Below are 16909 nucleotides of genomic sequence, written 5' to 3'. Positions count from 1 at the left end.
CGGATGACGGACGTCGTCATCCACCGCGTCACCACGCTCGACCTCAAGGTCGAGCCGTGGGACTGGCCGTTCGCGAAACAGCGCCGCGACGACATCGCGGCGCATTTCGCCGAATGCCAGCGCGCCAGGCCGGGGCTGTGGAACGGCCGCGTGCTGCTCGGGCGCAACCCGCGCTTCGCGGATAGCCGGTTCACCGCGAGCTATTTCGAGACCGATTTCGCCAGCCTGCTGGCGTGGCGCGACTGGGGCTTTCCGGATCGCACCGCCTTCAACGGCTTCGGCATGGGCGCGCTGCGTGCCGCCGACGGCGCCTTCGTGCTCGGCGAGATGGGCGCGCATACCGCCAATGCCGGCCGGCTGTATTTTCCCGCCGGCACGCCGGACCTCGCCGACGTCAGCGACGGCGTGCTCGATCTCGCCGCCAACGTCGCGCGCGAGGTCGAGGAGGAGACGGGACTCGCGCCATCGGACTATCAGGCCGCGGCGCATTGGGACTGTGTCGTGACCGGCGCGTCGATCGCGCTGATGCGCGTGCTCGACGCCTCTGACATGGGCGAGGCTCTGCAGCGCCGCATCGAGGCCAACCTCGCGGCTCAGGACGAGCCGGAACTCTGCTCGATACGGCTGGTTCGAAGCCGGAATGATCTGACTGCGGCGATGCCGCGCTTCGTGACCGCCTTCCTCGAAACGCAATTCAGCCCAGGAGAGCCGTCCTCATGAGCAAGAAACCGCGCACGCTGGCCGATGAGCTCGATGGTTTCATCTCGCCGTTCCAGATCGATGGCGGGCACAAGTTTCACCTCAAATCGCACAAGACAAAGGTCAAGGGCGGCCTCGCCAAGGAGGAGGGCGAGGCGATCATCGAGCAGAATCGGACGCGGCTCGCCGATTTTCAGGAAAGGCTCTATGCACAGGACCGCTGGTCAGTGCTGGTGCTGCTGCAGGGCATGGACGCCTCCGGCAAGGACAGCGCGATCAAGAGCATCTTCGAGGGCGTCAATCCGCAGGGCTGCGAGGTCACCTCGTTCAAGCAGCCGACCTCCAAGGAGCTGGACCACGACTTCATGTGGCGCAGCGCCATCGCGCTCCCCGAGCGTGGCCGCATCGGCATCTTCAACCGTTCCTACTACGAGGAATGCCTGGTCACGCGGGTGCATCCGGAGATCCTCAAGGCCGAGAAGCTGCCGCCGAGGCTGGTCACCAAGAACATCTGGCGCGAGCGCTTCGAGGACATCTGCGCCTTCGAGCGTTACTTGTCGCGCAACGGCACCGTGATCCTGAAGTTCTTCCTCAACATCTCCAAGGAGGAGCAGCGCGCGCGCTTCCTCGACCGGCTGGAGGAGCCGGCGAAGAACTGGAAGTTCTCGATGGGCGACATCACCGAGCGCGCGAAGTGGCATCGCTACCAGGCGGTCTATCAGGACATCGTGCGCCACACCTCGACGCCCTACGCGCCGTGGCACGTCGTTCCGGCCGACCACAAATGGTTCGCCCGTGTCGTCATCGGCTCGACCATCGTCGCCGCGCTGGAAAGCCTGGATCTGCACTTCCCGCGCGTCGATGCCGGCTCGCGCGAGGAGTTCAAGGCGGTGCGCAAGGCGCTCGAGAGCGAAGCCAAGGGCGGGAAGAAAGGGTGAGGGCGTAAGGCGCGGGCTGAGGCGAGAAGCCGAGGTGCACCTGCACTCTCTCGTCATTCCGGGGCGCGCGCAGCGCGAGCCCGGAATCCATAACCCCGATCGCCTGCGAGGGAGCAAGGTCCGTGCAACAGCGCGCCGTTGTCACCAACGACCGCCTGTGGCGATGGATTCCGGGCTCGCGCTGCGCGCGCCCCGGAATGACGGCGGAGAGAGCGGTTGACCTGCGTTAGCTTCGAGCGTGAGACCTGAGCCTCACGCCGCGCCGGCTTGGCGCATCTCGTCGTCCACCGCGAGGAATCGCTGCGTGAAATCCGCCGCCGGCATCGGCTTGCCGAAGTGATAGCCTTGGCCCTGCTCGCAGCCGAGCCGCAGCAGGAACTCGGCCGTCGCCGCGTTCTCGATGCCCTCGGCTATCACGGACAGCCCGAGCTGCTTGCTCAGGCTGACCGTCGAGCCGACGATGGCCGCGTCGTCGGCCTGGGTCAGCACGTCGCGCACGAAGGAGCGGTCGATCTTCAGGCCGTCGAGCGGGAATTTCTTCAGGTAGCTCAGGCTCGCATAGCCGGTGCCGAAATCGTCGAACACCAGGCTGACGCCGAGCGCCTGCAGCCGGTTGAACGTCTGCAGCACGCCGGGTTCGTCGTGCAGCAGGATGTCCTCGGTGACTTCGAGCTCGAGCAGGCGCGGCGACAGGCCGGTCGACGTGAGCAGCTTGCTGACGAAGGCCGCGAGGTCGCCGGACTGGAACTGGGACGGCGAGAGGTTGACGCCGACGCGGATGTCGTGGCCGGCGAGCTGCCACTCCCGCGCCTGCCGGCAGGCGGTCGCCATGACCCAGGTCGCGACCGCCTCGGACAGATGCGAGGTGTTGACGACCGGAATGAAATCACCGGGAGGCACGAGGCCGCGCGTCGGGTGGCGCCAGCGGATCAGCGCCTCGGCGCCGATCACACGGCCGCTCAACAGCTCCACTTGCGGCTGGTAGAACAGCTCGAATTCGTTCCGCTCGACGGCGAGCGCAAGCTCGGCCTCCAGCGTCAATCTCTGCTCGAGCTCGTGGCGGATGGCGCTCTCGAACAGCACGTGGCTGCCCCGCCGGTCCATCTTGGCGCGACAGAGGGCAAGGTGGGCATTGCTGAGCAGCTCGTCTGCCGAGTGCCCGCCCTCGGGATGCACCGCGATGCCGAGGGTGACCTTGACGCGCTGTTGGCGCGTGCCCGCGTCCAGCGGCGCCTCGAACAAATGCGACAGATGATCGGCGAGCTCGGCCACGGTGCCGCCGACGGCCGAGCAGGGAATGGCGACGGCGAACTCGTCGCCGCTGAGCCGGGCGACGCGGCCCATGCCGCCGATCTCGGTGCGGAGCCGGTCGGCCGCCGCGCGCAAGACACTGTCGCCGTAGGCATGGCCAAGCGTGTCGTTGATGCGCTGGAAGGCATCGAGCCCGATCACCAGCAGCGCGACCTGGTCGGCCGCGGCATCCGCGGTCTCGATCATGGCGGCGAGCTCGCTCTGCAGCGTGTTGCGGTTGACCAGGCCGGTCAGCGTGTCGTGCTCGGCGAGGTAACGAATGCGCTCCGCCTTGCGCTTGCGCACCGAGACGTCGCGCAGGATCACGCCATATTGCAGGCCGTCGGCGCCCTGCCAGGCGGAGAAGCTCGCCTCGACCGGAAACACCTCGCCGTCCTTGCGGCGGCCGTCGAACTCGATCGTGGCTCCGCCGGGCAGCAACGTCGCCGGCAGCGCCGCCTCCTGCTGCGGAAACAGGTCATGCGTATCGCTGCCGTCGGCGCGCAGGCGCGCGAAGGGCTGGCCGATGATCTCGTCGGCACCGTAGCCGAAGATCGCGACAGCTCCCGGATTCCACACCGTGATGCGCCGGTCGCGGTCGGTACAGACCAGCCCGTCGCCGATCGACATCGCGATTCGCTCGAAACGGCTCTCGGCGACGTGCCGCAGCAGGCCGCGGAAGTCGATCTCGTCGAGGGCCGTGGCAGCGAGATAGGCGACCAGCGCGATCTGCAGCAGCGAGGTGTCGAGCACCAGGGCGTAGCGGTCGTGCAGCAGCAGCGCCACGGCCTCGATCAGGACGCTGATCATGGCGATCAGCAGTGCGCGCCGCGCCGCCGAGAGGTGCCGCCAGCTCGCCAGCATGATGATGACGATCAGCAGCAGGCCGCCTACGGCGGCCGTCGTCGACGTCGACAGCAGGGTGCGGTGCTGAATGATGGACTCGGCCGCCAGCGCCTGCAGCATGACGCCGGGCAGAACGCGGCCGTTCGGCACGCTGTAGTAGTCACCGAGCTCGATGGCGGTCGCGCCGACGATCACCCGCTTGTCCTTGAGCCTGGACAGCGCCGCCGCGTCGCCGCGGACGACATCGACATACGACACCCGCGGCAGCGACGACAGATCGATGCCGTAGTCGACCAGGAAAGAGCTGTCCTTGACAGCATCGCTGCCGGCGAGGAACGCACCCATGGATTGCAGGAAGGTTTTCGCGCCGGCGGTCTCGCTATATTCGCCGAAAGCGTAGCTTCTGACGCGGCCATCGCGCGCCACTTCGATGTTCACGAAGGCCGACCATGCGAGCTGCTCGAACTGCGGCAGCGGCCGGTTGAGGTGAATGGCGGTGTCCTTCCCCGCCGCATCGAGCTGCCTGAAGGTCGGCAGCACGACCGAGCTCTTGGCATTCTGGAGCGCGGTCAGGAAGGCCTGATCGCCGGCCGCGTCGGACGGCGTGCTGAAATCCACGTCGAAGGCGACGTCGCGGACGCCGGCCCGCTGCAACTGCTCCAGCAGGCGCGCATGCTGGGTCCGCGGCCACGGCCAGACGCCGATGGCTTCGATCGAGCGCGGGTCGATCGCGACCACCGCGATCTCGCCGCTGGCGGGGCGATTGTCGAGGCGTAAGCGCAGGTCGACGAGGGCGTTGCTCAACAACTCGTGGCCGCCCGACAGGCCGACCGTCAGCAGCGCAACGACCACCAGAATATGCGGCATGAACCGCCTGAGCATGCCCTCTCCCGAATGTCTGCGTGCCACGTCGACGCCCGCGTTCGTGATCCCAACTTCATCCCGCTCCGACCGCAGAGCCATGGAACCCTGCAAGCCCGCGCTCCCCCATGACGACGCATGACGCAGGCGTTACGCTCGATCGGGACTCCCTAATTCTTGCTGTGGCCGTAAGCGTGGGCGTTGCCGTTGCCATGATTGCCATTGTCATGGTCGCCGCTGTTGCCGTTACCGTTGCCGCTATTTCCGTTACCGCGGTTACCGTTACCGCTGTTACCGTTGCCGCTGTTGCCCTGGCCGTTGTTGCCGTTGCCATTGCCGCCATTGTTGCCGCCGCGGCTGCCACCGTTGGCGTTGCCGTTGCCGGCGTCGCCATTTCCGGCGGCATTGGCGCTGGCGGATCCGCTTGGCGAACCGACCGCCGCGGTGACGGCGGCTGCGATCGAGGAATCTCCCGACGTGCCGCTTGCGGTGGCCGAGTTGCCCGTCGCATTGCCGCTGTTGCCGCGCGCTTCATTCCAGGCGGTGCTTCGCCCTCCACCGGCGGCCGGCGTGTGGGCGCCGTGGGCGAGGCCGCGTGTCGCCTTCTGGATGTTCAGGTTGACCTCGCCGATCGATGACGAGATCCGCACCACGCCGGGCTTCGCGCTGCCGAAGGCGGCCGCAGAATGCTGCTGAGCGGCGACCGTTGTACCGGGGCGCGCGGCCGAGCCGTCGGCGTTCAGCGCGTGGATCACGCTGCCCTTGGCCTCGCGCGGCGCCTGCAGGCCGTCGCGCGGCACCGGAACACGATCGATCGTGGAGGCGCGCGGGCGGCCCTGCTCGATCGGGCTGAAGGTGCCGGCGCCGGACAGGCTCAGGCCGGCGCGGCCGGTCGCAAAGGCGGTGGCGGCCTGACCGGGCATCACCTGGGCGATCTGGCCGGTCTTGAAATCCGACACCTGCACCTGGCCGCGGCTGACCTCGACCTTGGTGCTGCGGCCTGAGATCGTGACGCTGAACTGCGTGCCCTTGACCACGGCGGCGAGATAGGGCGTCTCGACCTCGAAATGCTGGACGTTGCGTTTCTCGACGTCGAGCAGGATCGAGCCGGCGCGCTGCAGGATGGTCGTCGCCATGCCGTCCTTGGGCGCGGCGGGCAGGCCGACCTCGGAGTTCGGCGCGATCACGATCGTCTCGGCGCCGCGGGTCAGGCGGACGCGGCCGGTCGGCCCGGTGCGGATCGTATCGCCTGGCTTCAGCGGGTCCTCGCGACCGAGCGAGACCTGCGCTGCGCCCTGGGTGGTGACCCAGACCTCACCGGACGATTTGCTCACCAGCCACGGCTCACCGTCGGCCGCGAATGCGGCCGGCATCGCACCGAAAAGGCACGCGGCGATCAGTCCCGGTATCAGGAAGCGCTTGGATGACATGGCACGAACTCGCATCGTTGGCGGCTTTTGAAACTAATCGAAATGTTTCAAGAGACCCTTAGGAGTTGCAGCCGTGTTTTCCTCACGCATTTACGCTTCGTTGACCTTAACAAACTAAAAACGAGGCATGCGCGCTGGTTGTGTCGACGGAACTGGGAGGACTGCGGGTTGGCGCGACTTCGCGGCCGTACCGCACGGCTCGCGACGGCTGCACGGAACCGCGATCGCCGCCGGCATTTCCCTGTCGGCGTTGCTGTTTGCAGCGACGGCCCATGCGCAGCAGGTCGGCCAGCCGAGCTTCGATCCGCGGCAGACCGAGCGATATTTCGACGAGCAGCAGTCGCGGTCGACGCAGCCGCCGCCGCGGCCGCGTGCGCCGCAATTCGCGCCCCAGGGCGGCGGCGATCGCAAGCCCTTGTTCACCATGCGCGGCGTCACGCTGACGGGAGCGTCCGCGCTGCCCGCCGAGCAGCTCGCCGCGAGCTATCAGCCCTATCTCGGCAAGCCGGTGTCGCAGGCCGACCTCGCGGCGATCACGACCGCGATCAGCGATCAGTACCGCGCCGCCGGCTACCATCTCAGCCGTGCGATCATACCGCCGCAGGACATCCATGATGGCCGGGTGCGCATCCAGATCATCGAAGGCAGCATCACCGAGGTGACCTTGAAGGGCGCCGGCGCGGAAGAGTTCGGCATCAGGCCGATGCTCGGCCCCGTGCTGGCCGAGCAGCCGTCCCGGCTCGCGACATTGGAGCGGCAGTTGCTGCTGATTAACAGCCGCGGCGGCGTCCGTCTGGTCGATTCCGCACTGGAGGAGATCGGCGGCACCACCGGCCGGTTCCGCCTGGTGATCGAGCTGCAGACCTGGCACCTCTACGGCTTCGCCGGCGTCGACAATCTCGGCTCGTCGACCGTCGGTCCCTGGCAGAACTACGCCACGGCCGCCTTCAATTCCTATCTGCTGCCGGGCGACACGCTCACCGCCAACCTGTCGACGACGCCGGGAGATCCGCGCCAGCTCGCGTTCGGCCGGCTGTCCTATGAGGTGCCGGTCGGCACCGACGGCGCCTATGTCGGCGCCTCCGCGCTGTACAGCGAGGTCCGGCCGGGCGACCGGAGACGGCTGTTCAACGACAACACGGTGACCGAGACGCTCGAGCTGCGCGGCGGCCTCGTGCCGATCCAGTCGCAGCGCGCCTCGCTGAAGCTGAATCTCGCGGCCGCCTTCAGCGACGTGACCGAGCGCGACCTGTTCGGCATCTGGTATCGCGATCGCATCCGGACGCTGACCTTCACCGCCGACTACCGCTGGAAGGATGATGTCGGCGGCGACAGCTACCTGACGCTGGCCTACCGGCAGGGCCTGAACGCGTTCGGGGCGACGCCGCTCGACGATCCCCTCGCGTCGCGCGCCGGCGCCTCGCCGAGCTTCTCGGTCTTCAACGGCTGGTTCGCGCGCTATCAGACCTTGTCCGAGGCGTGGTCGCTGAAGCTCGCCGCCGCCGGCCAGCTCGCCTCGGGTCCGCTGTACAATTCGCAGCAGTTCTATCTCGGCGGCCTCGCCTATGGCCGCGGCTATGGCAGCGCCGAGATCAGCGGCGACAATGGCGTCGCCGGCACGTTCGAGGTCCGCTTCGAGCAGAAACCGAACTGGCAGTATCTCACAAGCTATCAGCTCTACAGCTTCTTCGATGCCGGGCTCGCCTGGAACGACGGCTTCCGGCCGGCCGACGGCGTCGCGCTGACCTCGGCGGGCGCCGGGGTGCGCTTTACCTTCCCGAACGACTGGCGCGCCGATCTCGGCGTCGCCGCGCCGCTCAGCTACCGCGCGCCGGGCAACACGACCCGCAGCGCGCGTCTGCTGCTGACGCTGTCGAGCGTGCTGAAGCTGTGCCCGCAGCGCGGGCAGGGGCCGTGCATTTGAGGCCCTCGGCGGCGGTCAGACCGGCTTGCCTTGGCCGTGGAACAGCCGGCCCTTCTCGGTGATCAGTACGATGACGAGCGCGCTCGACGTGCAGGCCAGGAAGCCCGCGGCGAACGGCAATGCCGTGCCGTCGAACGCCTGGCCGACGACGGCGCCGGCGGCCATGCCGAGCAGGGTCGTGATCGAGCCGTAGAGCGAAGACGCGGTGCCGGCATTGGCGCGCTGCGGCTCCATCGCCAGCGCGGTGAAGTTCGCGAACATCAGGCCGAACGAGAACATCATGCCGGCGGATAGCAGCATGAACAGCCACAGCGGCAGCATGCCGAGGATCGCCGCGCTGAAACAGGCCAGCGCGATGACGACGCTGCCGACCAGCGCGCCGTGCGAGATCATGCGCATGCCGAGTCGGCCGACGAGGCGGGCGTTGAGGAAGCCGGCCACCGCAATGGTCACCGCGATCGCCGCGAAGGCGAGCGGGAAGTAGTGGCCGAGATGATAGACGTCGGTGAACAGTTGCTGCGAGGACAGGACATAGCCGAGCACGGCGCCGAAGATGCCGCTCGCCGCGAGCGCATAGCCCAGCGTCTGACGATTGGTGAGGGTGTTGCGGAAGGCCCCGACGATCTCTTTGACCGAGAACGGCTTGCGCTCGCTCTCCGGCAGCGTCTCGGGCAGCCGTGCGGCGGTCCACAGCAGCGTGACGATGCCGTACAAGGTCAGCACGACGAAGATGCCGCGCCACTGCGTCAGCAGCATCACCGCCTGGCCGAACGACGGCGCGATCACGGGAATGGCGATGAACACCATCATCGCCAGCGAGACGACGCTCGCCATGCGGCGGCCGGCATAGCAGTCGCGCACGATCGAGGTCGCGATCACCCGCGTCGCCGCGGTGCCGAGACCTTCCAGCGCGCGCGCCAGCAGCAGCATCTCGAAGGACGGCGCGGCGATCGCGAACAGGCTGGCGACCGCATACAGCACCATGCCGCCGATCAGCACCGGGCGCCGGCCGAAGCTGTCGGACAGCGGGCCGATCACGAACTGGCCGAGACCGAAGCCGATGACGAACGCCGTCAGCACCGTCTGCAGCCGGTTGGCGACGTCGATATGGAACGAGGCGCCGATGTTCGGCAGCGCCGGCAGCATCATGTCCATCGCCAGCGGATTGAGCGCCATGATCGCCGCGACCACGATGACGAATTCGGTGAAGCCCATCGGCCGGTGACGGACGATCTCGATGGTGTCGGCACTGGTATCAGCCAAGGCGCGGGCCTTCCATGGTGTTGAGAATGCGGGAGAGATCACCGATAAGTATCGGGTTTGCTGCGCCGCACAAGGCGTGTTTCGGAATGGCTGGTCACCGGCGCCGGCGCTTTCGCGATTGTGACCGGTTGTGACCCGCTGAAAATTGCGCCAGCGGCGACGCGATGGTAACGGCCGTGTGATCGACGTCCGGATCCAGGCCAGCATGAAGACCTACAAGATCGTCGTCTATGTCCCTGAAGCGGCGGGCGACGCCGTGCGCCGCGCGATGGGCGAGGCCGGCGCCGGCCGCATCGGCAATTACGACCACTGTTCGTTTACCGCGAAGGGCGTGGGCCGGTTTCGTCCGCTGGCAGGCGCCAACCCGGCCGTCGGCGCGGTCGGCCAGCTCGAGACGGTCGAGGAGGAGCGCATCGAGACCATCTGCGCCGAGGACCGGCTGAAAGCCGTGCTACAGGCGATCCGCGCTGCGCATCCCTATGAGGAGCCGGCGATCGATGTCTACCCGATCGAGGTGGTTGCGTTGCGATCCGCCGACAGTGCTTGATCTCATTGAGGAGCCGTTCGACTTTGTTGCGTCCCTGGTCATTTCAGCGTCGATTTCGCACTCGCTCCATTTGAGGTTCTCGGGCGCCCTTTGTGAGCTCAAGCAGGAGAGCCAGCTATCTTAGTTTGGCTTGTCAATCTGCCGCCTGATCTCGCCGATGAACGCCGCCAGATTCCGGTCGTCCGGCGTCATGATTGCGAGCCTTTCGGCGTAGCCCAGCGCCGCCCTTGCATCGCCTGCCCCGCGGCTGAGCGAAACCAGAGCGGACAGCACGTCCCTATCATTGGGATGGCTTTCCAGAGCTTCCTTTAGGACCGTCATTGCCTCGTCGGCTCGCCCGCCGGAATGCAGCGCCACCGCGTAGACATAGATATAGCGTGCGCGACCCGGTTCGAGTTCGGTTGCTCTGCGCAACTCGGCGAGCGCCTCGTCGTGCCGCTTCAGCCGGGTCAAGGTCAGGCCGAGTGCGTGATGCGCGGCCGCGTCGGTAGGTGATGCCGCAATTGCTCCGCGCAGAACGGTTTCTCCGTCGCCGTCGCGGCCAATTTGGCGATAGAGGTCGGCCAGATTGATGGCGGCCGCCGCATAGTGCGGGCTGAGCCTGAGGGCTGCCTTGTACTCGGTCTCTGCGTCCCCGGTCTGTCCGCGCAAGGCCAGGAAGTTTGCCAGTGCGGTGCGGGCCTCGGGCCGTTCGGCATGGGCGCGCTGCGCCGTGATGAATTCGTGTGCCGCCTGATCGAAGCGTGCGCGATCGGGCAGCGGCTGGCTTGCGGTCGGAACGGAAGCGAGCAGGGAGGCGACCCTGATCCGCACGCCACGCACGGGATCGGTGAGCAGCGGCGAGACCAGCGGCCAGATCTGGCCGGCAGGCACGTTTTCCAGCATGTCCAGCGCGCCGATCCGCACCATGGGATCGGGATCGGCCAGGGCTGCCCGTGCGGTCGCAATGTTCGCCGGAGCGATGCGCGAGGCGAGTTCGCCGAGCGCGCTCGCACGCGCCACGGCCGGCGCGTTCCTGTCCGCGGCCAGAAGGCCAAGCAGCGCGGCGGCGTCGGCCTGGTCGCTGCGTGCTGCGCGGAACGCGGGCCCATAGGTCTGGAAGCCCTTTCGGTCGGGCCCGAACCATTGCTCGATCGCGGCGGCGGCCCATTGCGCCGGCTTGTCGCTGTGGCAGTCGTTGCAGGCGTTCGGGGTCCCCAGCTCGACCGAAAGATCAGGGCGCGGAACGCGGAAGGCGTGATCGTGACGCAGGTCGATCTGCATATAGGTGCGCGCCGGCATGTGGCACGACATGCAGGTCGGCGCCGGATCGGCGTCCGCGTGATGGCGATGCTTCGCATCGGCGTATTTTTCGGACGCATGGCATTGCAGGCAAACGCCTTCGCCGGAGGCTCGGAGCTTTGCGCCGTGCGGCTCGTGACAATCGCTGCAGGTCACGCCGGCGGCAAACATCTTGCTCTGCTTGAACGGCGTATAGTTGTAGGGCTCCTCCACATCGCGGATCTGGCCATCGGCATGATAAGTGGTCCGCGCGAGCGCCTCGACAATATGGGTCTGGGACAGCGATTGACCGGGTGCCCAGTCCTCGCTGAAGCCGGCACGGCGCGCGTGGCATAGCCCGCACGTCTCGATCTCCTTTCGCAGCGCGGCCGGCGCGGCTGAACGCGTCGCATTTCCGCTCCGCGGATCGATCGGCCAGGTGACGCCGCGCCGTTCGTCGAAACGGACCAGCAATCCCTTGCTCGGATCCTCGTGCTTGCCGAATGGCCACCAGCGTTGCTTGTCACGGGCCCAGGCGGCGTGGGCGGAGCCCTGACCGTGACAGGTCTCGCAACCGACGCTGATTTCCGCCCATGTCGTCGCGAAGCGATCCGTCGCGGCGTCGTAATGCTTGCGCACGCCGGTCGAGTGGCATTCCGCGCACATGAAGTTCCAGTTCTGGTTCAGCTTGGTCCAGTGCAGGACGTCGTCGTGCTTGATCTCTTCTTCGGGATGGAGATGGAACCAGCGCTGGCCGCCTTTGTCCTTGGGCCGGCCGTCCCATGCGATCGGCAGCGCCTGGATGCGCCCATCTGGAAATTCGACGAGATATTGTTGCAGCGGATCGACACCGAACGTGTACTTCACCTCAAACACGGCAAGCTTGCCGTCGGGCCCGTCGGTTTCGATCATGAATTTTCCGCCATCGCGGAAGAGGCGGGAATGCACACCGAAGTAGTCGAAGCTCTTGTTGAAATCGCCGAGCACCGTCTTGTCGGTCGCGTGCGCCATCGCGGCCTTGTGCTGCGAAATATCCCATAATTTGGCTTCCGCCTGATGGCAGCCGGCGCAGCTTTCGCTGCCCACATAGGTGGCGACGAATGAGGCCTGCGCCGTGGAGGCCGGTCCGTCGGCCTTGAGGAGATGAAAAACCATGCCGACCACCAGCACGAGCGCGATCGTGACCGCTACTGCTATCCAGATCGCGCGCCTGGAGAAGGCCGTTTCGCCGGACGCAAGCCGATCCGCCGGCGCAGCCGGTGATGGGGCCGCGGCGGATCCCTTCCGCGGTCCCTTCGTGCCGGCTTTTGGCGGCCTGCGTGTCAACGCTTGTACCTCACGCCCCAAATTGGTGAGCTTGCGATCAAGCTGCTCCGTCGGTCATCTCCGCACATGCAGGAATGTCTGCCAAGGTTGCTTGACCTGCATCAAGGTGTGCCTCCCGGAGGGGCCGATGATGAGCTTTCCGATGGGAGGATGCCAAGATGAAATTATCAGTTGCCCTGACAGGGCTGTTGCTGGTGACGGCGTTCGTAGCCGCGAGCACCGAAAGGGCAAGTGCCGTGGTGTATTGTCAGTATGTCGAGTATCCCGTCGGCTGCGTCGTCAGGCCCGGCGTCGTGCTGCGGCCCCGCCCGGTGGCGCGCGCCGTGGTGGCCCCAGGCGTGCGCGTGCGGGGAACGCCGATGAATCGAGGCGGGCCGGTTAATCGCGTCGGCAGACGCTAGAATTATAGAATTATCGCTCTCCGCGAGCCGGTTGGGCCGGCCGAACGTCATTGCCCGCGCCGATGATCGCGGTTTGCGGGCAGGATCGTTCCGGCAGCGAGAAGCCGTGTCAATTGTGTCATTTGTCTGTCAATTGTCTCATCCAAAGGCAGTGATCATGAAGCGAATGAAGTTGGCTGCGTCGGTGCTGTCGTTGACGACGCTACTCGTGCTTCCAGCATTGGCCCAACAGTCGGCGCCGCCGAGTGCTGTGTTGCCGACCGAGCGATCGGTTCTGCCGATTCCTGAACCGAACCCTCCACACAGCACCGTATTCGATGCGCGCGATGCGCCGCCGCCGCCGCGGTTTGAAGTCAAGGCGCCGGCCGGTGCACCCAATGTACTGATCGTGCTCATCGACGACATGGGCTTCGGCCAGTCGAGCGCATTTGGCGGCCCGATCAGGATGCCGACGGTCGACCGCCTCGCCAACGAGGGTCTCCGCTACAACGAGTTTCACACCACGGCGCTTTGTTCGCCGACCCGCGCGGCGCTGCTCAGCGGCCGCAACCATCACATGAACAATTTTGGTTCGATCGCGGAAACCGCGACGTCCTTCCCGGGACAGACCGGTCAGCGTCCCAACAATGTCGCGTCCGTCGCGGAGATGCTGCGGTTGAACGGCTACAGCACGGCGCATTTCGGCAAAAATCACGAGACCGCGGCATGGGAGGTCAGTCCCTCCGGCCCGACCGACCGCTGGCCGACGCGCCAGGGCTTCGACAAGTTCTATGGCTTCATGGGCGGCGAAACCAATCAATGGGCGCCGCTGATCTACGATGGCATGACGCAGGTCGAGCCGTCGACGGACCCGAACTATCATTTCATGACCGACATGACCAACAAAGCGATCGACTGGATGCGGTCGGAGAAATCGCTGACGCCGGACAAGCCGTTCTTCATGTATTTTGCACCCGGCGCCACCCATGCCCCGCATCAGGTGCCCAAAGAATGGATTGCCAAGTACAAGGGCAAGTTCGATCAAGGCTGGGACAAGCTGCGCGAGGAGACGTTGGCGCGGCAGATCAAGCTCGGCGTGGTGCCACCCGATACCAAGCTCGCCCCGAAGCCGGACGCCATCCAGGACTGGGACAAGCTGAGCGCTGACGAGAAGAAGCTGTTCGTGCGCCAGATGGAAGTATTCGCCGGATTTGGCGAATACACCGACACCGAGATCGGCCGCCTGATCGACGCCATCAAGGCAACGGGCCAACTCGACAATACGTTGATCTTCTACATCGTCGGCGACAACGGCGCGAGTGCCGAAGGCGGCGCGAACGGCCTGTACAACGAGATGACTTATTTCAATGGAGTGCAGGAAACCGTCCAGGACGTCTTGAAGCACTATGACGAACTCGGCGGTCCCAACACCTACGGCCATTACGCGGCCGGCTGGGCGGTCGCTGGCGACACTCCTTTTACCTGGACCAAGCAAGTGGCCTCGAGCTATGGCGGCACCCGCAACGGCATGGTCGTCCATTGGCCGAAGGGGATCGCGGCGAAAGGTGAGCTTCGTCCGCAGTGGCATCACGTCATCGACATCGTGCCGACCATTCTCGAGGCAGCGAAACTGCCTGAGCCCAAGAGCGTAAATGGAACGGTCCAGACTCCCATTGAAGGCGTAAGCATGGCCTACAGCTTTGCCGACGCCAAGGCGCCGAGCAGGCATCTGACGCAGTATTTCGAAATCTTCGGCAACCGCGCGATCTACAGCGACGGCTGGCTTGCCGGCACGGTGCACCGAGCGGCCTGGGAAACCAAGCCGCGGCGGCCGCTCCAGCAGGATATCTGGGAGCTTTACGATGCGCGATCGGACTTCAGCCTGAGCAACGATCTGGCTGCCAAAAATCCGGACAAGCTGAAGGAGATGCAGGAGCTGTTCCTGAAGGAAGCAGTGAAATACAACGTGCTGCCGCTCGACGACCGCACCCTGGAGCGCACCAACGCGGCGCTGGTCGGACGTCCCGACCTGATGGCGGGCCGCACCAGCCTGACGGTCTACGAAGGCATGATCGGGATGACGGAGAATGTCTTCATCAACCTGAAGAACCAATCGCACGCCATTACTGCCGATCTGGACATCCCGAAGGGCGGAGCCAATGGCGTCATCATCGCTCAGGCCGGACGGTTCGGTGGCTGGACCTTCTACCTGAAGGACGGAAAGCCGACCTACACGTATAATTTTCTCGGTCTGCAGCGATACACCGTAACCGCCAAGCAGGCTCTTCCGGCAGGCAAAGCCGCACTGCGCTTTGAGTTCGCTTATGACGGTGGCGGCCTGGGCAAGGGTGGCGTGGGTACGATCCTCGTGAACGGAAAGACCGTCGCGACCGGCCGGATCGAACGAACCCAATGCTGCTTCTACTCCGCGGACGAAGGCGCAGACGTCGGTGCCGATGAAGGCACACCTGTTACCGAGGCCTACAAGGTGCCGTTCAAGTTCACGGGGAAGATCGGCAAGGTGACGATCGATCTAGTGGGTATGAAGAAGGCCGACAATGAAGAAGCCGTCCAGGCCCGCAAGGCAGCGGCTTTGAAGAAAGGACTGTCCGATTGATGCGCTCTTCGTGCTCGCCAGGTCAGTGGTCGGTCCCTTGAGAAGGAGCGTGCAGTGCAAATAGCCAATCTGGCGACGATCCTTCTGGCTTCAAGCTGAGGGGGGCGTCGGGCAAAATGCAAGCACCGTGGAGCCGAGGTTCTCGGGTGGAAGTTCCGGATCAAGACGCTTGAGAAAGATCTGACCGAGGTACCCAGAAGTGGCATCGCTACGATCATGTCGGACGAGTTTTTCAACGTCTACGACAAGACCGGACGGGGGATGAGCGACTACAAGCCGTAGTCGTCGACGACAACTCAGGCATGCCGCCTGAAATGGGAGCGTGGGGGGATTACGATTGCAGCGCGATAGATCGGGACGCAGCTCCGGCTTCCTGCGATTGTGGCTGAGCGGCGTTTTCGCGTCCGCCGCGTTGGCTTCTTTTTCGCCTCTGGTCGCCCATGCCGATGAGAGCGGCATCTCGTTCTGGCTGCCGGGATTGTACGGCAGCCTCGCCGCAACGCCTGCCACACAGGGCTGGTCGGTGGCTGCCATCTACTATCATACGAGCGTGGGTGCCTCAGGCGCGGCCGCGGCGTCGCGCGAGTTCCAAGTCGGACGATTTTCTCCGACCGTCAACATCGATCTCAATCTGGCTTTGCGCGGCCAGGCCGATCTGATGTTCATCGCGCCGACCTACACGTTTGCGACGCCCGTACTCGGCGGCCAGTTGTCGGCGACGCTGGCCAGCGTCTACGGCAGAAATTCCGCGAGTATCGCCGGTACGTTGACGACGGTTGCCGGTCCGATCGTCAGCACGCGCACCGGATTCCTCGAAGACGCACTCGTTTCTTACGGAGATCTCTATCCGACCGTGAAGCTGAAGTGGAATAACGGCGTCCACAACATCATGGTCTACGGCGCCGGCGATATTCCCGTCGGCGACTACAGTCGGAACCGGCTGGCCAACATCGGCATCGGTCACGGCGCCATCGACTTTGGCGGCGGCTACACTTTTCTGAATCCGGCGACCGGCACGGAATTTTCGGCCGTCGGGGGCTTGACCTACAATTTCAAGAATCCCGATACCCGGTACCAGAGCGGCATCGATTTCCATCTGGACTGGGGCGTGTCGCAGTTCCTGTCGAAGCAGGTCTTCGCCGGCTTCGTTGGCTACGCCTATCAGCAGATTACCGACGACTTCGGTCAGCCCGCCGCTCTCGGCGGCTTCCGCTCGCGCGTCCTCGGCGTTGGCCCGCAGATCGGATATATTTTCCAGATCGGCAGCAATCAGGCGTTCCTGGGGCTGAAGGGATATGGCGAGTTCGACGCCGCCAACCGGCCGTCGGGCTGGAACACGTGGCTGACGTTCTCGATCTCGGAGGCCGCGCCCGCCAGCACGATTGCGCCGACTTGGCACAAAGTGTCGAAATAGAATAGAGAAGTATCGACCGCCCGCATTGGACTGAATTCCGGCATTGTCATATCGGGTGGTTCCGCGACGGTCCAGCACGTCCGTCGCTTCGGATCAAAGCGGGATCGAGCGACC

General features: G+C 65.4%; 11 protein-coding genes. 7 read left to right on the top strand and 4 right to left on the bottom strand.

The window, feature by feature from the left end:
* Positions 1-3: 3 nt before the first annotated feature.
* Both ACQR13_RS23960 and ACQR13_RS23955 read left to right on the top strand, forming a co-directional pair.
* The gene (locus ACQR13_RS23960) at positions 4-720 is read left to right on the top strand and encodes an NUDIX hydrolase (RefSeq protein ID WP_315713325.1); all 717 of its coding nucleotides are present in this window, start codon (positions 4-6) and stop codon (positions 718-720) included.
* Entirely contained in the window at positions 717-1637 is a 921-nt protein-coding gene (locus ACQR13_RS23955; RefSeq protein ID WP_316201761.1) for a polyphosphate kinase 2 family protein, read from the top strand. Before ACQR13_RS23960 ends, ACQR13_RS23955 begins: the two co-directional genes overlap by 4 nt.
* A 252-nt stretch (positions 1638-1889) precedes the next feature.
* On the opposite strand, the gene ACQR13_RS23950 is transcribed toward ACQR13_RS23955, so the two are convergent.
* Both ACQR13_RS23950 and ACQR13_RS23945 read right to left on the bottom strand, forming a co-directional pair.
* Positions 1890-4655, bottom strand: a complete 2766-nt coding sequence (locus ACQR13_RS23950; RefSeq protein ID WP_315713321.1) for an EAL domain-containing protein — start codon at positions 4653-4655, stop codon at positions 1890-1892.
* Positions 4656-4804: 149 nt separating this feature from the next.
* The gene (locus tag ACQR13_RS23945) at positions 4805-6064 is read right to left on the bottom strand and encodes a FecR family protein (protein ID WP_316165999.1); all 1260 of its coding nucleotides are present in this window, start codon (positions 6062-6064) and stop codon (positions 4805-4807) included.
* A gap of 127 nt (positions 6065-6191) precedes the next feature.
* Here ACQR13_RS23945 and ACQR13_RS23940 point away from each other — a divergent pair, with 127 nt between their 5' ends.
* On the top strand, positions 6192-7988 hold the full coding sequence (locus tag ACQR13_RS23940) for a ShlB/FhaC/HecB family hemolysin secretion/activation protein (protein ID WP_315752757.1): 1797 nt from the start codon (positions 6192-6194) through the stop codon (positions 7986-7988).
* Positions 7989-8003: 15 nt separating this feature from the next.
* Here the strand turns inward: ACQR13_RS23940 and ACQR13_RS23935 are convergent, their stop codons facing one another.
* On the bottom strand, positions 8004-9251 hold the full coding sequence (locus ACQR13_RS23935; protein WP_434863299.1) for a multidrug effflux MFS transporter: 1248 nt from the start codon (positions 9249-9251) through the stop codon (positions 8004-8006).
* Positions 9252-9456: 205 nt separating this feature from the next.
* On the opposite strand from ACQR13_RS23935, the gene ACQR13_RS23930 reads away from it, so the two are divergent.
* Complete coding sequence (locus tag ACQR13_RS23930) at positions 9457-9798, top strand: hypothetical protein (RefSeq protein ID WP_434863298.1); 342 nt, start codon at positions 9457-9459, stop codon at positions 9796-9798.
* Positions 9799-9918: 120 nt separating this feature from the next.
* Here the strand turns inward: ACQR13_RS23930 and ACQR13_RS23925 are convergent, their stop codons facing one another.
* A complete protein-coding gene (locus ACQR13_RS23925; RefSeq protein WP_434863297.1) occupies positions 9919-12228 on the bottom strand; it encodes a tetratricopeptide repeat protein in 2310 nt (769 codons plus the stop codon).
* A gap of 314 nt (positions 12229-12542) precedes the next feature.
* On the opposite strand from ACQR13_RS23925, the gene ACQR13_RS23920 reads away from it, so the two are divergent.
* From ACQR13_RS23920 to ACQR13_RS23910, 3 genes are all read left to right on the top strand, one after another.
* Positions 12543-12785, top strand: coding sequence for a hypothetical protein (locus ACQR13_RS23920; RefSeq protein ID WP_434863296.1), 243 nt, complete (start codon positions 12543-12545; stop codon positions 12783-12785).
* A gap of 31 nt (positions 12786-12816) precedes the next feature.
* Complete coding sequence (locus ACQR13_RS23915) at positions 12817-15381, top strand: arylsulfatase (protein WP_434863295.1); 2565 nt, start codon at positions 12817-12819, stop codon at positions 15379-15381.
* Between the two features lie 412 nt (positions 15382-15793).
* Positions 15794-16795, top strand: coding sequence for a SphA family protein (locus ACQR13_RS23910; protein WP_434863294.1), 1002 nt, complete (start codon positions 15794-15796; stop codon positions 16793-16795).
* Positions 16796-16909 lie beyond the last annotated feature (114 nt).

The organism is Bradyrhizobium sp. HKCCYLRH3059 (genome assembly GCF_051168035.1).
Taxonomy (GTDB): domain Bacteria; phylum Pseudomonadota; class Alphaproteobacteria; order Rhizobiales; family Xanthobacteraceae; genus Bradyrhizobium.
Note: the sequence above shows the minus strand (reverse complement) of the source record. Positions and strands in the feature narration are given on the sequence as shown.